The organism is Burkholderia contaminans, assembly GCF_029633825.1.
Classification (GTDB): Bacteria; Pseudomonadota; Gammaproteobacteria; order Burkholderiales; family Burkholderiaceae; genus Burkholderia; species Burkholderia contaminans.
The window spans coordinates 87,260-108,987 of record NZ_CP090640.1; the positions used below are offsets into that span (position 1 = coordinate 87,260).

At 68.5% G+C, this 21,728-nt stretch carries 17 protein-coding genes; 10 read left to right on the forward strand and 7 right to left on the reverse strand.

Annotated features, from left to right (window positions below; translation table 11 throughout):
• The first annotated feature begins 1 nt into the window (after position 1).
• The 5 genes from rng to LXE91_RS00475 all read left to right on the forward strand — a co-directional run bounded on the left by rng (position 2) and on the right by LXE91_RS00475 (position 5,034).
• Complete coding sequence (rng, locus tag LXE91_RS00455) at positions 2-1,471, forward strand: ribonuclease G (protein WP_011352748.1); 1,470 nt, start codon at positions 2-4, stop codon at positions 1,469-1,471.
• 127 nt (positions 1,472-1,598) lie between these two features.
• Positions 1,599-1,934: a YggL 50S ribosome-binding family protein gene (locus LXE91_RS00460; protein WP_039370464.1), complete on the forward strand. Its 336-nt coding sequence runs from the start codon at positions 1,599-1,601 to the stop codon at positions 1,932-1,934.
• 270 nt (positions 1,935-2,204) lie between these two features.
• Positions 2,205-3,170, forward strand: coding sequence for a PRC-barrel domain-containing protein (locus LXE91_RS00465; protein WP_039370462.1), 966 nt, complete (start codon positions 2,205-2,207; stop codon positions 3,168-3,170).
• The gene (locus tag LXE91_RS00470; protein WP_039370460.1) at positions 3,167-4,426 is read left to right on the forward strand and encodes an MFS transporter; all 1,260 of its coding nucleotides are present in this window, start codon (positions 3,167-3,169) and stop codon (positions 4,424-4,426) included. Before LXE91_RS00465 ends, LXE91_RS00470 begins: the two co-directional genes overlap by 4 nt.
• 41 nt (positions 4,427-4,467) lie before the next feature.
• The gene (locus LXE91_RS00475) at positions 4,468-5,034 is read left to right on the forward strand and encodes an FUSC family protein (RefSeq protein ID WP_039370458.1); all 567 of its coding nucleotides are present in this window, start codon (positions 4,468-4,470) and stop codon (positions 5,032-5,034) included.
• Positions 5,035-5,098: 64 nt separating this feature from the next.
• On the opposite strand, the gene LXE91_RS00480 is transcribed toward LXE91_RS00475, so the two are convergent.
• Both LXE91_RS00480 and msbA read right to left on the reverse strand, forming a co-directional pair.
• Positions 5,099-5,479 carry an RcnB family protein gene (locus LXE91_RS00480; RefSeq protein WP_039370454.1) on the reverse strand — a complete coding sequence of 127 codons (381 nt, stop codon included), beginning with the start codon at positions 5,477-5,479 and terminating at the stop codon, positions 5,099-5,101.
• Positions 5,480-5,597: 118 nt separating this feature from the next.
• A complete protein-coding gene (msbA, locus tag LXE91_RS00485) occupies positions 5,598-7,349 on the reverse strand; it encodes a lipid A export permease/ATP-binding protein MsbA (RefSeq protein WP_039370450.1) in 1,752 nt (583 codons plus the stop codon).
• A gap of 224 nt (positions 7,350-7,573) precedes the next feature.
• On the opposite strand from msbA, the gene LXE91_RS00490 reads away from it, so the two are divergent.
• The 3 genes from LXE91_RS00490 (at position 7,574) to LXE91_RS00500 (ending at position 10,729) form a co-directional block, all read left to right on the forward strand.
• On the forward strand, positions 7,574-8,326 hold the full coding sequence (locus LXE91_RS00490) for a glycosyltransferase family 2 protein (protein ID WP_278068102.1): 753 nt from the start codon (positions 7,574-7,576) through the stop codon (positions 8,324-8,326).
• Between the two features lie 116 nt (positions 8,327-8,442).
• Positions 8,443-9,285, forward strand: a complete 843-nt coding sequence (locus LXE91_RS00495) for a glycosyltransferase family 2 protein (RefSeq protein WP_039370447.1) — start codon at positions 8,443-8,445, stop codon at positions 9,283-9,285.
• A 163-nt stretch (positions 9,286-9,448) separates the two neighbouring features.
• Positions 9,449-10,729 carry an O-antigen ligase family protein gene (locus LXE91_RS00500; RefSeq protein WP_039370444.1) on the forward strand — a complete coding sequence of 427 codons (1,281 nt, stop codon included), beginning with the start codon at positions 9,449-9,451 and terminating at the stop codon, positions 10,727-10,729.
• Positions 10,730-10,871: 142 nt separating this feature from the next.
• Here LXE91_RS00500 and LXE91_RS00505 read toward each other — a convergent pair whose 3' ends face one another.
• The 3 genes from LXE91_RS00505 to dnaE form a co-directional block, all read right to left on the reverse strand.
• Positions 10,872-12,047, reverse strand: coding sequence for a glycosyltransferase family 9 protein (locus tag LXE91_RS00505; RefSeq protein WP_278068103.1), 1,176 nt, complete (start codon positions 12,045-12,047; stop codon positions 10,872-10,874).
• A gap of 175 nt (positions 12,048-12,222) precedes the next feature.
• Positions 12,223-13,314 carry a glycosyltransferase family 9 protein gene (locus tag LXE91_RS00510; RefSeq protein WP_039370670.1) on the reverse strand — a complete coding sequence of 364 codons (1,092 nt, stop codon included), beginning with the start codon at positions 13,312-13,314 and terminating at the stop codon, positions 12,223-12,225.
• 308 nt (positions 13,315-13,622) lie between these two features.
• Positions 13,623-17,153, reverse strand: a complete 3,531-nt coding sequence (gene dnaE, locus LXE91_RS00515; protein WP_039370438.1) for a DNA polymerase III subunit alpha — start codon at positions 17,151-17,153, stop codon at positions 13,623-13,625.
• Positions 17,154-17,369: 216 nt separating this feature from the next.
• Between dnaE and LXE91_RS00520 the strand changes: the two genes are divergently transcribed.
• Together LXE91_RS00520 and gluQRS are read left to right on the forward strand one after the other, a co-directional pair.
• Positions 17,370-18,227, forward strand: a complete 858-nt coding sequence (locus LXE91_RS00520; protein ID WP_039370435.1) for a sulfurtransferase — start codon at positions 17,370-17,372, stop codon at positions 18,225-18,227.
• A gap of 22 nt (positions 18,228-18,249) precedes the next feature.
• Positions 18,250-19,143: a tRNA glutamyl-Q(34) synthetase GluQRS gene (gene gluQRS / locus LXE91_RS00525; protein WP_039370432.1), complete on the forward strand. Its 894-nt coding sequence runs from the start codon at positions 18,250-18,252 to the stop codon at positions 19,141-19,143.
• 185 nt (positions 19,144-19,328) lie between these two features.
• Here the strand turns inward: gluQRS and LXE91_RS00530 are convergent, their stop codons facing one another.
• Both LXE91_RS00530 and LXE91_RS00535 read right to left on the reverse strand, forming a co-directional pair.
• Positions 19,329-20,831: a DEAD/DEAH box helicase gene (locus tag LXE91_RS00530; RefSeq protein ID WP_321200088.1), complete on the reverse strand. Its 1,503-nt coding sequence runs from the start codon at positions 20,829-20,831 to the stop codon at positions 19,329-19,331.
• Positions 20,832-21,292: 461 nt separating this feature from the next.
• Entirely contained in the window at positions 21,293-21,673 is a 381-nt protein-coding gene (locus LXE91_RS00535; protein WP_039370427.1) for an MliC family protein, read from the reverse strand.
• Positions 21,674-21,728: the final 55 nt, after the last annotated feature.

Genomic DNA, 21,728 nt, shown 5'->3' on the forward strand with positions numbered 1-21,728 from the left:
CATGAACGAAGAAATCCTGATCAACCTCACGCCGCAGGAAACGCGGGTCGCACTCGTCCAGCAAGGCGCGGTGCAGGAGCTTCACGTCGAGCGCACGCTGTCGCGCGGGCGGGTCGGCAACATCTATCTCGGCAAGGTCGTGCGCGTGCTGCCCGGCATGCAGTCGGCGTTCATCGACATCGGCCTCGAACGCGCGGCATTCCTGCACGTCGCCGACATCTGGCATCCGCGCCTCGCGGGCGAGCCGCAGTCGGGCACGCCGCACCAGCCGATCGAGAAGATCGTGTTCGAAGGCCAGACGCTGATGGTCCAGGTGATCAAGGATCCGATCGGCACGAAGGGCGCGCGGCTGTCGACGCAGGTCAGCATCGCGGGCCGAACGCTCGTCTACCTGCCGCAGGAGCCGCATATCGGCATCTCGCAGAAGATCGAGAGCGAGGCCGAACGCGAGGCCGTGCGCGCACGCCTGACGGCCGTGATCCCAGCGGACGAGAAAGGCGGCTACATCGTGCGCACGATCGCCGAGGATGCCACCTCCGACGAGCTCGCCGGCGACGTCACGTACCTGCGCAAGACGTGGGCGACGATCGTCGCCCAGGCGCAGCGGCTGCCGGCAACGAGCCTGCTGTACCAGGATCTCGATCTCGCGCAGCGCGTGCTGCGCGATTTCGCGAACGACGACACGACGCGCATCCAGGTCGATTCGCGCGAGACGTACCAGCGCCTCTCGGAATTCGCGGGCGAATTCACGCCGGCCGTGAGCCCGAAGCTGCACCACTACACGGGCGAGCGTCCGCTGTTCGACCTGTACAACATCGAGACGGAGATCCAGCGCGCGCTGTCGCGCCGCGTCGACCTGAAGTCGGGCGGTTACCTGATGATCGACCAGACCGAGGCGATGACGACGATCGACGTGAACACCGGCGGCTACGTCGGCGCACGCAACTTCGACGACACGATCTTCAAGACCAACCTCGAGGCCGCGCACACGATCGCGCGGCAGCTGCGGCTGCGCAACCTCGGCGGGATCATCATCATCGACTTCATCGACATGGAGAACGCCGAGCATCGCGACGCGGTGCTGTCCGAGTTGAAGAAGGCGCTGTCGCGCGACCGCACGCGCGTGACGGTCAACGGCTTCTCGCAGCTCGGGCTCGTCGAGATGACGCGCAAGCGCACGCGCGAATCGCTCGCGCACGTGCTGTGCGAGCCGTGCCCGACCTGCCAGGGCAAGGGCCAGGTGAAAACGTCGCGCACCGTGTGCTACGACATCCTGCGCGAGATCCTGCGCGAGTCGCGGCAGTTCAACCCGCGCGAATTCCGCGTGATCGCCGCGCAGCAGGTGATCGACCTGTTCCTCGACGAGGAGTCGCAGCATCTCGCGATGCTGATCGACTTCATCGGCAAGCCGGTGTCGCTGCAGGTCGAGTCGAACCTGAGCCAGGAGCAGTACGATATCGTGCTGATGTAACGTTCCGTCCATCCGCCGCCGGCATCGCCGCGCGGCGCTTCGATGCGGCGCCCGGGCCGCCCGCGCATGTCGCGCCGGCACCCGCCGCCGCCCTTTCACCCTACCCTTTTCGCATTCACCACACACCATGAGCCAAGGCCACAACCGCCGCCAGCGCAAGAAACTCCACATCGGCGAATTCCAGGAACTCGCGTTCAATGCCACCGCGCATTACCGCAACGAAATGACCGACCTCGAGCGCGGCGAACTGATCGATGCGTTCATCGATTTCGTCGAGGCGAACGGGCTGCTGACCGTCGCGTCGGCGGACGAAGGCATCGGCGCTTACGTGATTTCCGGCGCGCCGCGCGGCACGACGACCGACGCCGACCGCGAGCTCGTGCGCGGCTGGCTGGCCGCACGGCCGGAACTGTCGGACGTCAAGGTCAGCGAATTCACCGACGCGTGGTACCCGGAAGCCTGAGTTTCCGGTTTCCCCTGCTTCGTCCGGCGCGCGCGCCGGACCCACGCGAGGCGTGCAGCGGGCACGCCTCGCATGTCACCGCCGGTCACCCGTTCGCATCGCCCCGCGATCCCTTCCTTTTCCCGACAGTCTGCCTCCATCCAGCCGTCGAAATCGGACCTGAAAGCAAGACACGTTAAAATCTCACCTCGCGTGGTGCGCCGCCCGCACCCGCCATCCATCGCCAGCCGCGTGCCCTCGGGCCGCCCCCGACCCATGGAGTGAGTGTCAATGAGCGGCGGACTTCCGTTTCCCGCATCCCGCAGCAAGTCGTTGCCGTCCTCGACGGTCTTCCTGATCCTCGCCGCCGCCGCGCTGCTGTCCGGCTGCGGGCTGCTGCCGGTGCAGAATCCGCCCGCGCCGATCAGCGAGGCGCTCGTCGAGCCCGTCGAGGAAACCGCCGGCAAGCCGCTGACGATGCCGCCCATGCCGGCACTGACGCACCCGGAAGAACCGGAAGCGCCGAAGAAGCCGCACCGCGAAGTCCCGCGGCCGAAGCCCGTGCAACGCCCGGAATCGCCGACACCGCCGCCGCCTCCGCCGCCGCCGATCGTCGCGACGCGCCCGCTCGACCGCACCCAGATCCATGCGCTGCTCGACAGCGAAGTCGCGCGCCGCAACGGCAAGGTGATCGGCCGCGCGGTCGACATGGTGACCGACGCGAGCGGCAAGCCGCGCGAGATGATCGTCAACCTGCAGGGCTTCATGGGCGTGGGCGACCGCAAGGTCATCTTCCCGTGGAACGTGTTCCGCTTCACGCCGGGCGGCAAACAGGAGCCGATCGTGCTCGACGTGCCGTCGGGCGACCTGCCGCCGGCCGCGCGGCCCAAGGCCGTGCCGCTGTCCGGCTCGGCAGCGGCCTCGCCCGCGACGCGGCTGCCGATGCTCGACAGCGACGTCGAGCGCCCGAACGGCACGAAGATCGGCCGGATCGTCGACGTGCTGATCGACCGCGCGTCGCAGCCGCAGGCGGTCGTGCTCGACCTCGGCGGTCTAGTCAATACCGACCGCCGTTCGATCGCCGCGAGCTGGGGCGCGCTGCGCTTCGTCACGCGCGACAAGGCGCTGCATCCGCAGCTCGACCTGAACGACGCACAGATCAAGGCGTCGCCGCCCTACGCGGCCGACAAGCCGATCGTCGCGGTTTTCCCGCCCGTTGCCCCGGCACCGGCTTCGTCTGCGAGCGCGACCCGATGACGATCAAGCATTCCGTCAGCGCACGCAGTCTCCGGTCCCTCGACTGGCTCAACTTCTTCGTTGCAAACGTTCAAACAGGGTTCGGTCCGTTCATCGCGTCCTACCTCGCGTCGCACAAGTGGACGCAGGGCGAGATCGGCATGGTGCTGTCGATCGGCACGATCAGCGCGATGGTCAGCCAGGTGCCGGGCGGCGCGGCCGTCGATGCGCTGAAGAACAAGAAAGGCGCGGCCGCGTGGGCGATCGCGGCCATCATCCTGTCCGCGGTGCTGCTCGCGTCGAGCCCGACGATCGTGCCGGTGATCGCCGCCGAGGTGTTCCACGGCTTCGCGAGCTGCATGCTCGTGCCGGCCATGGCCGCGATCTCGTTCTCGCTCGTCGGCCGCGCCGACCTCGGCGACCGGCTCGGCCGCAACGCGCGCTGGGCATCGATCGGCAGCGCGGTCGCCGCGGGCCTGATGGGGCTCACCGGCGAATACTTCTCCGCGCGCGCGGTGTTCTGGCTGACCGCCGTGCTCGCGCTGCCCGCGCTGTTCGCACTCGCGATGATCCAGCCGACACACGAGGTGATCCCGCAGTCGTCGAAGCCCGACGATCGCGACGAAGCCGGCGAACGCGAAACGCTGCTCGAGCTGCTGCGCGACCGCCGGATGCTGATCTTCGCGGCGTGCGTCGTGCTGTTCCATCTGTCGAACGCGGCGATGCTGAACCTCGCGGCCGGCGAAGTCACAGCCGGAATGGGCGAGAACGTGCAGCTCGTGATCGCCGCGTGCATCATCGTGCCGCAAGCGATCGTCGCGATGCTGTCGCCGTGGGTCGGCCGCTCCGCGCAACGCTGGGGGCGCCGGCCGATCCTGCTGCTCGGCTTCTCGGCGCTGCCGGTGCGCGCGCTGCTGTTCGCCGGCGTGAGCAGCCCGTACCTGCTGGTACCGGTGCAGATGCTCGACGGCATCAGCGCGGCCGTGTTCGGCGTGATGCTGCCGCTGATCGCGGCCGACGTCGCGGGCGGCAAGGGCCGCTACAACCTGTGCATCGGGCTCTTTGGGCTCGCAGCCGGGATCGGCGCGACCCTCAGCACGGCCGCGGCCGGCTACGTCGCCGATCACTTCGGCAACGCCGTGAGCTTCTTCGGGCTCGCGGGCGCCGGTGCGCTCGCGGTGCTGCTGGTCTGGCTCGTGATGCCCGAAACGCGCGTCGCGAACGGTGATGCTGCCGCCGACGAACCGGCTGCCGCATCGCCTGAACAGGCGCGCTGACACCGGCGCGCCGCCGTCACCTGCTTCTTGGCCAACGCATGATGGATACGATCAGGACACTCAACGAAGCCCGCCAGCAGATCCAGCAGTCGATCTTCGATCTGTTCAAGGGGCTGTCATTCAGCGAACGGCTCGCGCAAGGCGCGCTGATGGCGCTGCAGGCCGTGTGCGGCGCATGCCTCGCGTACGTGATCGGCCACGCGCTGCACACCGAGCAGGCCGTATGGGCGGCGATCACCGCGATCGCCGTGACGCAGCACAACTACTCGGACACGATGTCGCTGTCGCGCGACCAGTTCGTCGGCGCGATGGTCGGCGGCGTGCTCGGCTTCGCCGGCGCGGCGCTCGGCGGCGACCGACTCGTCGCGTATGCGATTACCGTCGCGGTCGTGATTGTCTGCTGCTGGTGCCTGAACGTCGGCAGCGCCGCACGGCTCGGCGGCGTAACCGCGACGATCGTGCTGCTGTTTCCGGGCAACGGCCCGCTGTGGGACATTCCGCTGATGCGGCTCGGCGAGGTGACGCTCGGCACCGTGTGTGCGCTGGGCGTGTGCTGGGTGATGTCGAAAATCGAGCGCCGCTGGTTCCGCCACGCGGCGGCAAAGTGACGCGTTGATCCGGCTGCCCGGCGCGCATCGCGGCATCGCGATCCGGGCCGGGCCGTCGGCCAGGTCAGTCGCCGATCCGCAGCACGATGCCGGAACCGATCTGCACCAGCAGGTGATCCCCGCCGACGCCGACCCATTGATAGCCGCGCGGCGGCGGGCTCAGGCGATAGCCGCGCCAGTCGTCGATCACGTACTGGCGATCTCGGAACTCGGGCGGAAGCCGGTCGCCCTTGTGCCACTCGCGGCGCGGCTGGTCGGCCCAGCGCGGCGGCGCGTCGTCCTCATGGCGCATCTGGCCGGGCGGCACGTGTTTCGGGCCATGGCCGCGCTGCATGCCGTGGCCGCCCTGGTCGTCGTGGTGGTCGTGGTCCTGCGCCATCGCGGCCGGCGCGGCGAAACCCGCCGCGATCAGCGCGGCCAGCATCATCCCGTGCATCTTCTTCATCGTGCCTTCCCTCCGTGTTGTCACGTCGAACGAAACCACTCGGACTGCCCGATGAAGACTAGCACACGGTATCGCGGGGCCACATGACCGCGCACATGACCACGCATATGACAGCGCGTTAAGCCGCCTGCTGCTGGTACTGGATCCGGTGCAGGTGCGCGTAGAGGCCGCCGTGGCGCAGCAATTCGTCGTGGCTGCCCTCCTCCACGATCTTGCCGGCCTCGAGCACGAGGATGCGGTCCGCACGCTCGATCGTCGACAGCCGGTGCGCGATCACGAGCGTCGTGCGGCCCTCCATCAGCCGTTCGAGCGCCGCCTGCACGTGGCGCTCCGATTCCGAGTCGAGCGCCGACGTCGCTTCGTCGAGGATCAGGATCGGCGCGTCCTTGTAGATCGCGCGCGCGATCGCGAGCCGCTGGCGCTGGCCGCCGGACAACCGCATCCCGTTGCCGCCGACGAGCGTGTCGAGCCCGTCGGGCATCGCGGCGACCGCATCGGCGAGGTTCGCGGCCTCGAGCGCGGCCTGCACGCGCGCGCGGTCGGGCGTCTGCCCGTATGCGACGTTCGCGGCGATCGTGTCGTTGAACAGCACGACGTCCTGGCTGACCATCGCCATCTGGCCGCGCAACGCATGGAGATCGTAGTCGGCCACCGGCACGCCGTCGACCAGGATCGCCCCGTCGGTCGGGTCGAAGAAGCGCGGCAGCAGGTTCACGAGCGTCGTCTTGCCGCTGCCGGACGGGCCCGCGAGCGCGATCATCTCGCCAGGCGCGACCTTGAACGAGATGCGGTCGAGCGTCGGTCGCTCGGCCGTGCCGTAGTCGAACGTCACGTTGCGGAACTCGATGTCGCCGCGCGCATGTTCCAGCGGCCGGCCGCCGCCCTGCGGCTCGGCCGGTTCGTCGATCAGCCCGAAGATCAGCTCGGCCGCCGTCATCCCGCGCTGCAGCGGCTGGTTGACGTCGATCAGGTGCTTGAGCGGCGAGATCACGAGCAGCATCGACGTGACGAACGCGACGAAGCCGCCGACCGTCGTCTGGTCGTTCGACGACTGCACGACCGCGATCGTGATCACGACCGCGAGCGCGATCGACGCGAGGAACTGCGTGAGCGGCTGCGCGAGGCCGCCGGAGATCGTCATGCGCATCGCGTAGCCGCGCAGGCGCTTGCTCATCTGCGTGAAGCGGTCCATCTCGTACGCTTCGCCGTTGTGCACCTTCACGACCTTGTAGCCGCCGACCGTCTCCTCGACGATGTACGACAGCTCGTTGGTCAACGTCTGGTGCTCGCGGTTCAGGCGGCGCAGGCGCCGGTTGATCTTGCTGACGAGCCAGCCGATGCCCGGCAGGATCACCGCGACGATCAGCGTGAGTCGCCAGTTCAGGTAGAACAGGTAGCCGAGCAGGAAGATCACCGTCAGCGAATCGCGCACGAGCGTGACCATCACGCCGGTCAGCACCGACAGGATCTGGTTGACCTCGAACACGATCGCGTTGATCACGGTGCTCGCCGTCTCGCGCTGGAAGAACGACGCGCCCGTGTGCAGCATCCGCTGGAACATCTCGAGCCGCAGCTGCAGCAGGATGCGGTTCGACACGTAGTTGAGCAGGTAATTCGATGCGTACTGCGATACGCCGCGCACGAGCGCGAGCCCGATCACGGCCATCGGCACGTACCATTTCGCGCGGTCGCTGCCGTGCGAGCCGAAGCCGTGGTCGAGCAGCGGCTTGAGCAGCGCCGGGATACCGGCCTCGGTGGCCGCGACGACGCCCATCGTCATCACGGCGAGCACCACGATGCCGATCAGCGGCCGGATGTACGGCCACAGGCGCTTGAGGACCGTCACGGGCGAGGTGCCCGTGCCGTCCATCGGTTTGCGAAGAGTGTTCTGGGTTTCCAAGGCAATCCTTCTTGAGCCGCGAAGCGGCGCCCGGACGTGGCCGCCCGGAATGTCGCCCTGTCGGGCGGGTGCCGAAAAGGGCTCAACATTATAGCCGCACCGCCCCCGCCGGCACGGTCATGGCGGCTGCGGGCGGCGGCCGGGCCGCGGGTATACTGCCGCTCACCGTTTTCTCCGCCTTTTCCGACGATTTCATGGCTGAACCCTCCCTCGGCGTCGCCCTCATCGCCCTCAACGCGTCCGCGCGGCTCGCACAGTGCCTGGCCGCGCTGTCGTTCGCCGACGATGTCGTCGTCATCGACGGCGGCAGCACCGACGATACCGTCGCGATCGCGCAGGCACACGGCGCGCGCGTGATCGTCGAGCGCGACTGGCCGGGATTCGGCCCGCAGAAGAACCGCGCGCTCGACGCGCTCGACACCGACTGGATCCTGTCCCTCGATACCGACGAAGTCGTCACCCCGGAACTCGCGCAGTCGATCCGCGACACGATCCGCGCGCCGGCCGCGCAGGTCTATGCAGTCGACCGTCTGTCGAGCTTCTGCGGCCAGTGGATCCATCACAGCGGCTGGTATCCCGACTGGATCCCGCGCCTGTTCCGGCGCGGCGCCGCGCGCTTCTCGGACGATCTCGTGCACGAACGCCTCGTGTTCGACGGCGCCGCGCAGCGGCTGTCCGGCAAGCTGATGCACTACTCGTACGAGGATTTCGAAACCGTCGTGCGCAAGCTCGACGCCTATTCGACGGCCGGCGCGCGCCAGCGCCGCGCCGCCGGCCAGCGCGGCGGCTTCGGCAAGGCGCTCGCGCGCGGCGCTCGGGCATTCGTGCGCACCTACGTGCTGCGCCGCGGCTTCCTCGACGGTCGCGCCGGTTTCATGATCGCCGTGTTCAACGCGGAAACCGTGTACTACCGCTTCCTGAAGCTCGGGCACGAACGGGCGCGCTAGGCGCCCGCCCGGCATGCAGCCGGCCCGGCGTTACAATGCCGGGCTGCCCGCGCCGCGCGCGCCCGACCGGCGGCGCCACGCGCCGCCCGCCACGACGACTACCGAATCCGACCGCCATGTTCTCCATCATCATTCCGACCTGGAACAACCTGCCGTACCTCAAGCTCGTCGTCGACAGCCTGCGCCGCCACTCCGCGTACGACCACCAGATCATCGTGCACGTGAACGACGGCTCGGACGGCACGCTCGACTGGGTGCGCAGCGAAGGGATCGAGCACACCGCATCGCCGACCAACATCGGCATCTGCCACGCGGTGAACTGGGCCGCCGCGCGCGCCACGCGCGACTACGTCGTCTACATGAACGACGACATGTTCTGCTGCCCCGGCTGGGACACGGCGCTCGTGCGCCGCATCGAACAGATGCCGACCGACCTCTTCATGCTGTCGGGCACGATGGTCGAGCCGATCGACACGCGCAACCCGTGCGTCGTGGTCAGCAACTTCGGCCGCGACGCCGAACATTTCGACGCGGCGGGCCTCGTCGCAGCGGCTCCGAAGCTCGCGCGCGCGGACTGGCTCGGCTCGACCTGGCCGCCGACGCTCGTGCACCGCGACTGGTGGAACCGGATCGGCGGCTACAGCAGCGAGCTGTCGCCCGGCATGAGCAGCGACAACGACTTCTCGATGAAATTCTGGGACGCCGGCTGCCGGATCTTCATCGGGGTCGGCGACAGCCTCGTCTACCACTTCCAGCAGAAGAGCACGGGCAAGATCGTCAAGAACGATGGCCGCCGCCAGTTTCTGAACAAATGGGGCATGACCCAGGCGACGTTCGACCGCTATTTCCTGCATCGCGGCGAGCCGGCCGGCGCGCGCGTCGCACTCGACACGCCGGCCGTCGTCGGCCGTCTGAAGCGCGCGCTGCTGCGCTCGCGGATCAAGCGCGCGTTCAGCTGATCGCACCCGGGTGATCGGATTCGTCTGATCAGGCCCCGTAAACGACACGGAAACGCGCCCTGCTTCGCGTATACTCTGCGCCGTTCGTCCCGGATCTCCCGCCGGGGCGCGCGGCGCGCGGCACGACGTACGCAAGCCGCATTCGTCCATTCGACAGGTTCCGATGCTTTCGTTTTCCGCTCCCGCCTCGCGGCGCCTGACCGCCGCCCGCGCATTCGCCGTCGCCGCGCTCTGCATGGTGCCCGTCTCGACCGCGCTGACCAACGTGTTCTGCGGGCTGTTCGCCGCCGCGCTCGTGATTTCCCCCGAATTCTGGCGCGATCTGCGCTCGTTCGTCACCGACCCGGCCTCACTCGCGGCGCTGCTGATCCTGGCCGCGCTGGCCGCCAGCGTCACCTATACGGTCGCGCCGCACCACAAGGCGTGGAACTGGGTGGCCAAGTACGACAAGCTGCTGCTGCTGCCGTTCGCCGTGCTCGCCTTCCGTCATTCGAACTGGGCGCCGATCGTGCGGCGTTGCTGGTTCGGCACGCTGTGCGTGATCCTGCTGCTGTCGACCACCAACTATCTCGGCCTGACCGCGATCGGGCCCGCGCACGCAACCGAACTGCCGCTGTCACGCGCCTGGGTGTTCAAGAACCACATCGCCGCCGGCATGTTCGGCGCGCTGCTGTTCTACCAGGCGGCCGATCTCGCGCTGGCGGCGCGCACGGCGCTGTCGCGCGCCGCGTATGCGGGCGTCGCCGCGTGGTCGCTCGTCAACGTGTTCGTGATGCTGCAGGGGCGCACCGGGCAGGTCATCGCGCTGCTGCTGATCCTCGTCGTCGCCGTGCGTTTCGTGCTGTTGCTGCGCCGGCAGTCGGCGCTGCGGGCGGGGCTTGCCGCCGGCGTGTTCGTGCTGGCCGGCATCGCGCTCGTGGTCGCCGCGTGCACGGTTCACAACGGCCGGCTGACGAAGGTCGTGACGGAAGTGCAGCAATACCGGCAAAGCGACGCGGTCACGTCGACCGGGCTGCGCCTCGAGTGGTACAAGAAGGGGCTCGGGCTGTATAGCCAGCGCCCGTTGATCGGCTATGGCGCGGGCGGCCTCGAATCCGAATTCGAGAAGCTCACGGCCGGCAAGACGGCGGCCGAAGGCCAGCTCACGTCGAACCCGCACAACGAATACCTGCTGATGGCCGTGCAGCTCGGCACGCTCGGCCTGGTGCTGTTCGTCAATCTGATCGTGCAGATTGCGCGCGGCAGCCGCACGCTCGATCCGCGCTCGCGGCATCTGCTGCTCGGCTGGCTCGCGATCTTCGCGGTCGGCAGTCTCGCCAATTCGCTGCTGCTCGATTTCGCCGAAGGGCACCTGATCGTGCTGCTGGCCGGCATCCTGCTCGGCTGCGGCGAGCGCGCCGAGGCGCTGCCGCGCGAAACGTCGGCGATCCGGCGCAGCGCGTAACGCGCAGCGGCCTGCGCTCCGCCGGCGGTCGCTTCGGGCACCGCGGCGTTCGCGATCGATCTTCGACGGAAACGGGCCGGGCGGCCGGCTCGTCGCCAAACAAGCCGCCGGCAACCGGCCGGAAACGCGCGTTGCCCGCGCGTCAGTCGGACCCGGTGCGGTGCAGTCGCGACGTATCGACGACGGCTTCGGCCGGGCCAGGCGGATTCAGTCCAAGCATCTCGGCCGCCGCGGCTTTCACGCGCAGCGCACCGAGATTGACGAGGCAGTCGCTGCGGCTGTCGACCTTGCGCTCGCAGCCTTCGTGCCGGCACGGCACGCAATCACCCCCCTGCAGCAGCCACACGTTCCCGTGCCGCCCCGAGCCGCGCAGCGGCCACGGATTCTCGGTCGCCGGCCAGTGCTGCGGCCACGGCCCCCAGCGCACGGGGTCGGACGGGCCGAACAGCGCGATCGTGTCGGTGCCGGTCGCGGCCGCAACGTGCGTCGCGCCGGTGTCGGGCCCGATGAAAAGCCGTGCGCGCCGCACGAGTTCGGCGCTTTCACCGAACGTCAGGCGACCGACCAGGTTCAGTACATCGCCGCCCGCTTCGGCCGCGACCTGCTCCGCGTACTCGCGCTCGCTGTCTGCCGGGCCGCCCGACAGCGCGACCGCGAAGCCGTGCTCGCGCAGCCAGCCGATCATCTCGACCCAGCCGTCGAGCCGCCATTGTTTGTAACGGAACATCGGATACGGATGCAGGACGACCAGCGGTTTGCCGGCACGGATCGCCGGCGATTCGGCCAGCCACGCGTCGAAGTGCGCGCGCCGCGCCGGATCGTCGCCGATACCGGGTGCAATGACCTCGGACACCGGCTCGATGCCGATCACGGGGGCAAGCGCCAGCGTGCTGACGACCGTATGCGCGGATTCGTGGTGATTGATCGCGATCCCGTTCAACATCATCCGCGTGAGCCACGTCACGCGGTCCGGATCGACGAGGCCGACCCGCTTGCGGCCCGCGAACCAGCTGTAGAAGCGCGGCCGGTCGGAGCTGAGCGCCGCGCACGCGAGATCGTAGCGACGCCACATCGACAGCGCGTCGCGCAGCCGCTCGCGGAAGCCCGCGCGTTGCGCGACGACGATCACACGCCGCACGTCCGGATTGTGCTCGAGCACGCCTTCGGTGCCGCGAAACACCAGCATGTCGATCTGTGCTTCCGGCCAGCGCGCTTTCAGCGAACGGACGAGCGGCGTCGTCAGCAGCACATCGCCGATACGGCGGGGGGCTGCCACGAGGATGGTTCTGGGCGGGCGGGCAGAAGAAAACAGGGCCACGGCGGGGGTGTCTGGCTGGCTGAACAAGGCTGGCAATGTACAGGATTTTGCAGCAGCCGGCGCGACATCGCGAATCGGCCGTGCGGCTAGCCTGATGCGGCCCCGCTCGCGAGGTGCGGCGCGGCATGCGCACCTCGCGCCGGTGGGGTACGCGGTGCCCGCGAGGCCCGTGGCGCTACGAAGCGACGGCCATGACCACCGGCGTCGCAGCCGCAGCCGCCGGCTCCGCGTGTACGGTGTCTGCCGACGGTTCGTCGCGACGGGCGGCCTGCGGCAACAGGTGATTCACCGCGCGCTCGACCGCGTCGACGCCGATCGCGTCGACGGTCGCGCCGGCGCGCAGGATCACGTGCGGCACACCGAGCGGATGCCAGCGCAGATATTTCTCGGGACGGTCCTGGAACAGCGCGGCGACGGGCACGCCGAGCGCCGACCCGAGATGCACGGGGGCACTGTCGGCCGAGACGATCACATCGAGCAGGCTTGCCGCGGCCACCAGATCGGCGACCGACGACGGCGCAACATGGCGCGCACACACGTCGCGCCATGAGTCGTCCTCGGGAGCATGGCCCACGGCCGGGTCGCGGAACACGATCACGTCGGCATGCGGCGCGAGCCGCTCGGCGAGGTCGCGCCAACGATCGGCCGGCCAGCGGCGCTCGAGCGCCTTGTTCGTGACGAACAGCCCGACGCGCGGCTTCGTGCGCGCGCCGAGCAGCCGGTGCCACGCATCCTGCAGCGCGCGGTCGGGATGAACCGACAACGCGAGGCGGTCGACATCGGCGCGGCCGAGTTCGGGTACGAGCCGGAAACCCGACAACGCCTCGTGGCACATCGGCCGCTCGGCGACGTGCTCGGGCTTGCGATCGTCGAACTCGGTCCCGGCATCGTGCCAGCGGCAATCCTTCGCGCCGATCTGGCGCGCGAACTGCATGCTGCTGCGATGCATGCCGCCGTTCGGCACGACCACGAGGTCGAACCGCAAGCGACGCAGGCGACGCACCAGCCGCAGCCGGTCGAAGAACGCGCGCATCCGCCCAGGACGGTCGTTGCGCTCGCATTGACGGCTATAGACGTAGGTGTGGATCGCGTCGACGTCCGGGTTTCCGGCCAGCGCGGCCGCGTTGTAGCGGTTCGCGACCACATGGAGTTCCGCGCCCGGCCAGCGCTCCTTCAGCGCACGGAGAAACGCCGTTGTGCACAGCATGTCGCCCAGAAAATCGATCCGGATCACGAGGATTCGCTGCGTCGGGTTCACATTGGCCATGGTCATGTGGAGACTGTCCGTTTTTTGTCGTCGCGACGGGCCATATCACGGCATCCGGTTCTGCGGCGGCCTGGTCGCATGTCGCCGCTTGCCGCACGGATCCGCCCCCGTTTATGTGCGCGATGCCGGCGCAATCCGCCGGGCAAGCGGCGGTCAGCGCCGCGTTCGTGCGGCTAGCGCCGGATTGTATAGCGTCCGGATGGCCAGCCCAATACCCGTTTGCGTGAACATGCAAAAACGGCCCGCCGCACCGCTCGATGGCGATGCGACGGGCCGCATGGCGTGACAGCCGTCCGGCGAAGCCGCGATCAGTACGTGATTTCGACGACGCTGCCGTCGAACGTCGCACGCAGCTCCGCGAGCAGCACGTCGCTCGGCTTCACGCGCCATGCGTCGCCGAGGCGCATCTCACCCTGTGCCCGCGCGTTGCTGTAGTGGACCTGCACCGCGAGCCCGTTCGGCAGCGGCGCCTGCGGGCGACGACCGCCATCGCGCCCGCCGCCGCGCGGCGCCGGTGCTTCAACCACGTTCGCCGCCGGATCGTCCTTCGACACGTGCGGCTCGAGCACGCGGCGCAATACGGCCGCGTCGGCGTTGCCGTTCATCGTCAGCCGGACAGCCTGCGCATAGCGGCTGCGCGCGCGCTCGAGATCCATCACGGTATCGGCCGTGAAGCGGATACCGCCCGTGAACGCATCGTTGCGCGCCTGCCCCTGCACGATCAGCAGTTCGTCTTCCTTGAACAGCGCCTTGTTCGCCTCGAACTGCTCGTTGAAGATCGTGATCTCGCACTGGCCCGAGCCATCGTCGAGTAGCGCGATCAGCATCTTGCCGCGCTGGGTCATCTGCGTGCGCAGCGACGCGATGATGCCGGCCACGAGCTTGTCGCGCCCTTCCTTCAGGTCGCCGACCTTCTGCCGCACGAAGCGGCGCACCTCGTCGCGATACGCGTCGAACAGGTGGCCGGACAGGTAGAAGCCGAGCGCACCCTTTTCTTCCTGCAGGCGGCGCTTGTCGTCCCACGCGGGCTCGTCGACGAGCGCATGCGCGTGCGGCGACTCGGCGCCCATGTCGAACAGGCCGGCCTGCATCGCGTTCGCCTCGGCCTGGTCGGCCGCTTCCATCGCCAGCGGCACCGACGCGATCAGCTGCGCACGGTTCGTGTTCAGCGAATCGAACGCGCCGGCGCGGATCAGCGCCTCGACCGTGCGGCGGTTGACGATGCGCCGGTCGATCCGCTCGCAGAAGTCGAACAGATCGGTGAACGGTTTTTCCTCGCGGGCGCGCAGGATTTCCTCGATCGCGTTCTGGCCGCTGCCCTTCACCGCGCCGAGGCCGTAGCGGATCGTGCGCGAGCGCTTGCCGTCGGCTTCGGCGACCGGCTCGAACCGGTAATGCGAAGCGTTGATGTCCGGCGGCAGCACGACGAGGTTGTTCACGACGCAGTCGTCGAACAGGATCTTCACCTTGTCGGTGTCGTCCATCGCGAGCGTCATGTTGGCCGCCATGAATTCGGCCGGATGGTGCGCCTTCAGCCACGCGGTGTAATACGCGAGCAGCGCGTAGGCCGCCGCGTGCGACTTGTTGAAGCCGTAGCCCGCGAACTTCTCCATCAAGTCGAAGATCTCGTCGGACTTCTCGCGCGTGAGGCCGTTCTTCGCCGCACCCTCGGCGAAGATCTCGCGGTGCTTGGCCATCTCCTCGGGCTTCTTCTTGCCCATCGCGCGACGCAGCAAGTCTGCGCCGCCGAGCGAGTAGCCGCCGATGATCTGCGCCATCTGCATCACCTGCTCCTGATAGACCATGATGCCGTAGGTCTCTTTCAGGACGGGTTCGACGCGCGGATCCGGATACTCGACCTTCTCGCGGCCGTGCTTCCGTGCGCAGAAGCTCGGGATCAGGTCCATCGGGCCCGGACGGTACAACGACACGAGCGCGATGATGTCCTCGAAGCGGTCGGGCTGCGCATCCTTCAGCATGCCCTGCATCCCGCGGCTTTCCAGCTGGAACACCGCGACCGTGTTGGCCTTCTTCAGGATCTGGAACGACGCGGGATCGTCGAGCGGCACCTGCGCGAGCGACCAGTCGGCCTTCGACGGATCGAGGCGACGGATATAGCGCTCGGCCCAGTCGAGGATCGTCAGCGTCGTGAGACCCAGAAAGTCGAACTTCACGAGGCCGACGGCTTCGACGTCGTCCTTGTCGTACTGGCTGACCACGCCGCCGTCGTCGCCCTGCGTGTACAGCGGGCAGAAATCGGTCAGCTTGCCGGGCGCGATCAGCACGCCGCCCGCGTGCATCCCGACGTTACGCGTGAGGCCCTCGACGCGCTGCGCGAGATCGAGCAGCTGGTGCACTTCGTCCTCGTGGTCGTAGCGCTCCTGCAGCTGCGGCTCTTCCTTCATCGCGTCGGCGATCGTCACGTGCTTGCCCGGCTTGAACGGGATCAGCTTCGCGATGCCATCGGTGAACATGTAGCCGAGGTCGAGCACGCGGCCGATGTCGCGCACGGCCGCCTTCGCGGCCATCGTCCCGAACGTGGCGATCTGCGACACGGCGTCCGCGCCGTACTTCTCCTTCACGTACTGGATCACGCGGTCGCGGCCGTGCTGGCAGAAGTCGATGTCGAAGTCGGGCATCGACACGCGTTCCGGGTTCAGGAAACGCTCGAACAGCAGGTTGTAGCGCAGCGGGTCGAGGTCGGTAATACCGAGCGCGTACGCGACCAGCGAACCGGCGCCCGAGCCGCGGCCCGGGCCGACCGGCACGCCGTTGTTCTTCGCCCAGTTGATGAAGTCCGCGACGATCAGGAAGTAGCCCGGAAAGCCCATCTTCGTGATGGTCCCGCACTCGAATTCGAGCCGCTTGTAATACGTGTCGCGCTGCGCGTCGCGCTCGGCTTCGACCGGATACAGCTGCGCGAGACGGGTCTCGAGCCCTTCCTTCGACAGCTGGACCAGGTAGTCGTCGAGCGACATGCCGTCCGGCGTCGGGAACAGCGGCAGCTTCGGCTTGCCGAGCTCGAGCTTCAGGTTGCAGCGCTTCGCGATTTCGACCGTGTTCGCGATCGCCGACGGCAGGTCGGCGAACAGCGCGACCATGTCGTCCTGCGTACGGAAATACTGGTCGGTCGTGAAACGCTTCTGGCGCCGCGGGTTCGCGAGGATGTCGCCTTCCGAGATACACACGCGCGCCTCGTGCGCGGTGAAATCGTCGTCGGTCATGAACTGCGTCGGGTGCGTCGCGACGACCGGCAGCTTCAGCGCCGCGGCGAGCGTCGCGGCCTGCTGGATGTAGGCCTCGGCGCCCGGCTGGCCGTAACGTTGCAGCTCGATGTAGAAGCCGCCCGGGAACACCTTCGCCCAGCGCTCGGCGTGACGGCGCGCGGCGTCTTCGTTGCCCGCGGCAAGCGCGAGCCCGATATCGCCCTGTTGCGCGCCCGACAGCGCGAGCAGCCCTTGCGACAGCTCGCCGTCGAGCCAGCTCGCGTCAAGCTCTGCACGGCCGCGATACTGGTTCGTGAGCCACGCCTTCGACAGCAGCTCGCACAGATTCAGGTAGCCGACCTTGTCCTTGACGAGCAGCAGCAGCCGCGACGGCTTGTCGCGGTCGTCCGGATTGGCGATCCAGACGTCGCAGCCGGCGATCGGCTTGATGCCCTTGCCGCGGGCTTCCTGGTAGAAACGGACGAGGCCGAATGCGTTGCCGAGATCGGTGAGCGCGAGCGCGCCCTGGCCGTCTGCGGCCGCCGCCTTGACGATGTCGTCAATGCGCACGATGCCGTCGGCAATCGAGAATTCGGAGTGAACGCGAAGATGGACGAAGCGGGGATCTGACATGGGCGCTATTGTAGCCGCCTCGCCACGCAGGCTGCCCAAAAAATCCCCGCGCTGGCCGTTCGGCCGATGTGCGCGACCGCCCGTCGCATGGCTGGCCAAACGGCAGGGTGCCGGCCGGGGCGCGGTTTGCGGGATAATACGGTTTTTCGAATCAACGCCCCGGCTTCGCACCCTTTTTTGCGGGCCGCCGTGCGGCCGTTTTCCCGTCGGACCATCATGACCATCGTCAACCTCGCCGCCTACCACTTCGTGTCGCTCGACACGATCGAGCAATGGCGCCCGCTCGTCACCGCCCGCTGCAACGAACTCGGCCTGCGCGGCACGATCCTGCTCGCGCCGGAAGGCATCAACCTGTTCATCGCCGGCACGCGCGAAGCCGCCGACGCGTTCATTGCTTACATCCGCCACGATCCGCTGTTCGAAGGCAAGTTCGCGACGCTGCAGTTCAAGGAAAGCCTGTCCGACTCGCAGCCGTTCCGCCGCATGCTCGTGCGCCTGAAGCGCGAAATCATCACGATGAAGAAGCCGGCGATCAAGCCGGAACTCGGCCGCGCGCCGTTCGTCGACGCGCGCACGCTGAAGACCTGGCTCGACCGCGGCCACGACGACACCGGCCGCCCGGTCGTGATGCTCGACACGCGCAACGCCTTCGAAGTCGACGTCGGCACGTTCGACGACGCGCTCGACTATCGGATCGACAAGTTCAGCGAATTCCCGGAAGTGATCGACGCGAACCGCGCCGACCTCGAAGGCAAGACGGTCGTGTCGTTCTGCACGGGCGGCATCCGCTGCGAGAAGGCCGCGATCCACATGAAGGAAATCGGCATCGAGAACGTGTACCAGCTCGAAGGCGGGATCCTGAAGTACTTCGAGGAAGTCGGCGGCGCGCACTATCACGGCGACTGCTTCGTGTTCGATTACCGCACCGCGCTGAACCCGCAGCTCCAGCCCACCGAGAACGTCACGTGCTTCGCGTGCCGCGCGGTCGTCACGCCGGAAGCGCAACAGTCGCCGAGCTACGTGCCCGGCAAGTCGTGCCCGGCCTGCGCACCGGCGGCGGCCAGCGCCGCGTAAGCGCGCACTGCCCCGCACCCCGATGACCGGCTATCGCGGCCGCTTCGCGCCGTCGCCCACCGGCCCGCTGCATTTCGGCTCGCTGGTCGGCGCCCTCGCGAGCTGGCTCGACGCGCGCGCGCACGGCGGCGCATGGCTCGTGCGCATCGAGGATCTCGACGGCCCGCGCACGGTGCCCGGCGCCGCCGAAGACATCCTCGCGACGCTCGCGCATTTCGGCATGACGCCCGACGAGCCGCCCGTCTGGCAAAGCACGCGCGATGCCGCGTATACGGCTGCGCTCGAGCGGCTCGTCGCGGCCGGGCTCGTCTATCCGTGCGGCTGCACGCGCAAGGAAATCGCCGATTCGCTGCGCGCCGCGCACGAGCGCCACACGACGCTCGCCTACCCGGGCACCTGCCGCACCGGGCTGCACGGCAAGCCCGCGCGCGCCTGGCGGCTGCGCGTGCCGGACGGCGACGACGCGATCGTCACGTTCGACGATCGCTGGCAGCACACGCAATCGCAGAACCTCGCGACCGAAGTCGGCGATTTCGTGCTGAAGCGCGCGGACGGCCAATGGGCTTACCAGCTCGCGGTCGTCGTCGACGATGCCGACGCGCACATCACGCACGTCGTGCGCGGCGCCGACCTGCTCGACTCGACCGCACGCCAGATTCACCTGCAGCACTGCCTCGGCGTGCCGACGCCGCAATACCTGCACGTGCCCGTCGTCGTCGATGCCAACGGCGAGAAGCTCAGCAAGCAGACGGGCGCGACCGCGCTCGAACGCAGCGATCCGCTGCCGGCGCTGCACGCCGCGGCCGCGCACCTGGGTCTTGCCGCCGACGGCACGCTCGCAGGCACCACGCTCGACGCGTTCTACGCCGCCGCCACGGCCGCATGGGCGATGCGCTTCGGGCCGCGGGCCGGCTGACGCACGCAGTGCGCCGATTTCGCGGCGACCGGGATTGAGGCGGATGCCGACTGCATCACCGCCGCCGATGCCGCGTTCCGGCTTCCCCCTCGAACCGCAGCCCCAATGAAAAACGGGCACATGCTCATCGCATGCACCCGCTTCTCCTGCAGCGCTCGCGCGCTGCGCCGTCACGTCCGCGCGGCTTATGCCGACGGCTTGCGCGGCATCCCGAACCCGCCGAGCAGTGCGGCGACCTGACGCTTCGGCCCCTTCTTCTCGGGCTGCTGCGCAGGCTGCGCGTCGTCGCGCTGCTTCGCCGGCGCCGACGGCTCGTACGGCTTCAGGAAGAAATCGTCGACCGGCGCTTCGTGGCGACGGTGATGACCGCGCTCGGCGCCGGCCGGCCGGCGCCCCGCTGCGCCGCGATGCTCGTCGCGATCGCGACGGCCGCCTCGCTCACCGCCCCGTTCGCCACCGCGCTCGCTGTTGCGATCGCCGCCGCGCTCACTGCCGCGCTCGTCGTGACGATGGCGCGCCGGCTTGTCCAGCGCGAGCGTCTGCACTTCGAGCGGGCGCTTGATCAGCTTCTCGATATCGGCGAGCTGCTTGCGCTCGTTCGGGCTGCACAGCGACAGCGCATCGCCCGTCGCACCCGCACGGCCGGTACGGCCGATCCGGTGCACGTAGTCTTCCGCGCTGAACGGCAGGTCGAAGTTGATCACGGCCGGCAGTTCGGCGATGTCGAGGCCGCGCGCGGCCACGTCGGTCGCGACCAGCGCCTCGATCTCGCCGCGCTTGAACGCGTCGAGTGCCTGCATCCGCTCGATCTGCGTCTTGTCGCCGTGAATCGCCGACGCGACCACGCCGTCGCGCTCGAGATTGCGCGCAAGCCGGCTTGCGCCGATCTTGCTGTTGCAGAACACGATCACCTGCTTGAGGCCGCGATCGCGCAGCAGTTGCACGACGGCCGCCTGCTTGTCGCCTTCGGCGACGTCGTAGACGATCTGCGTGACGTTCGCGTTCGTCGAGTTGCTGCGCGCGACTTCGATCGTCTGCGGGTTGCGCAGGTAGGTCGACGCGAGCTTCTTGATTTCGCCCGAGAAGGTGGCCGAGAACAGCAGCGTCTGGCGCTCCTTCGGCAGCAGGTTCAGGATGCGCTGCAGATCCGGCAGGAAGCCCATGTCGAGCATCCGGTCGGCTTCGTCGAGCACGAGGATCTGCACCTGGCCGAGATTCGCCGTCTTCTGCTGCACGTGGTCGAGCAGGCGGCCCGGCGTCGCGATCAGGATCTCGACGCCACGGCGCAGTTCGGCCGATTGCGGATTCATGTCGACGCCGCCGAACACCACCGCGCTGCGCAGCGGCGTGTGCTTCGCATACGCGTGCACGTTCGCGGCGACCTGGTCGGCGAGTTCGCGGGTCGGCGTGAGGATCAGCGCGCGCACCGGGTGGCGCGCAGGAGACGCGCTCGTGTTGGCCTGCGGCAGCAGGCGCTGGATGATCGGCAGCGAGAAGCTCGCGGTCTTGCCGGTGCCCGTTTGCGCGGCGCCCATGACGTCGCGGCCGGCGAGCACGACCGGAATGGCCTGCGCCTGGATCGGCGTCGGCGTCGTATAGCCCTGCTCCGCAATGGCTTTCAGGATATCGGCGGCAAGGCCGAATTGATCGAAGGTTGCGTCGACGGGCTTGGCGACAGAATCGGACATGGTGGCGTTTCGCTCAAAAGGCGCGGCGGGGACATCGTGCGTCAGGCCAGCCGGGCCTGCGCTCATCACAATTCGGAAATAGACGGAGCCGCGGCGCGCCGCGCGGCGCCGCTCTGGCGCTTGGGACCGGTTCAATGTGAACGCTGGACGCCAGGCCGTGCGGACTCCGTTCGGCGCGAATGCCGGCGGAAAGGGGCGTATTGTAGCACTGCGCGGCCATCTGTCCGTGACAACGCGGCGAACGGCCACAACGGCGGGTCGCGCGGCGGGCCCGGGCAGGCCCGCGCGGCCGGAGGAACGCCCCGATCGGGCTATCCGAATCGGCCAGTGGACGATTTAAGGGGCCCGATCGCGTATCGTCTTGCCCAATCTCCCGCTGCCAGCCGGCATGCCGAGCTGTCTGGCCCGGAAGCCGGCCGCTGGCCGCCACCGGCGGCATGATCCACGTTCCCGCCCGGCGCTCAGCCCTTCTTCTTTTTCTTCTCGACCTGCACGCAGTCGCCCAGCAGCGGCGGCGAGCTCTGGTCGGCGATCTCGTCGCGCAGCGTCGCTTCCTTGCCCTTCGTCCACCACGTGTAGCGGCCGGCCTGGTAGCGCGCGCCCGACGCCGACACGGTGTCGACGAACAGCATCTGCTTCCCGTTGACCGGCACGAGCGCGAAGCTCTGGCCGTTGCCCGCGAGCCAGTACGACACGCGCACCGGCTGTTTCTGGTTCGCGCACTGGTAGACGGTGGACTGGCGCGAATCGGCGTCGATCTCCTCGACGGTCAGCTGCGCGGCATGCGCGACGGAAACGGCCGTGCCGGCGAGCGCGAGCGCGGCGAGGGTTTGGCGAATCATGCAGGTCCTCTCACGAGACGGGTGGAAACGCGCCCCGCGGGGCGCGTGATTGTTG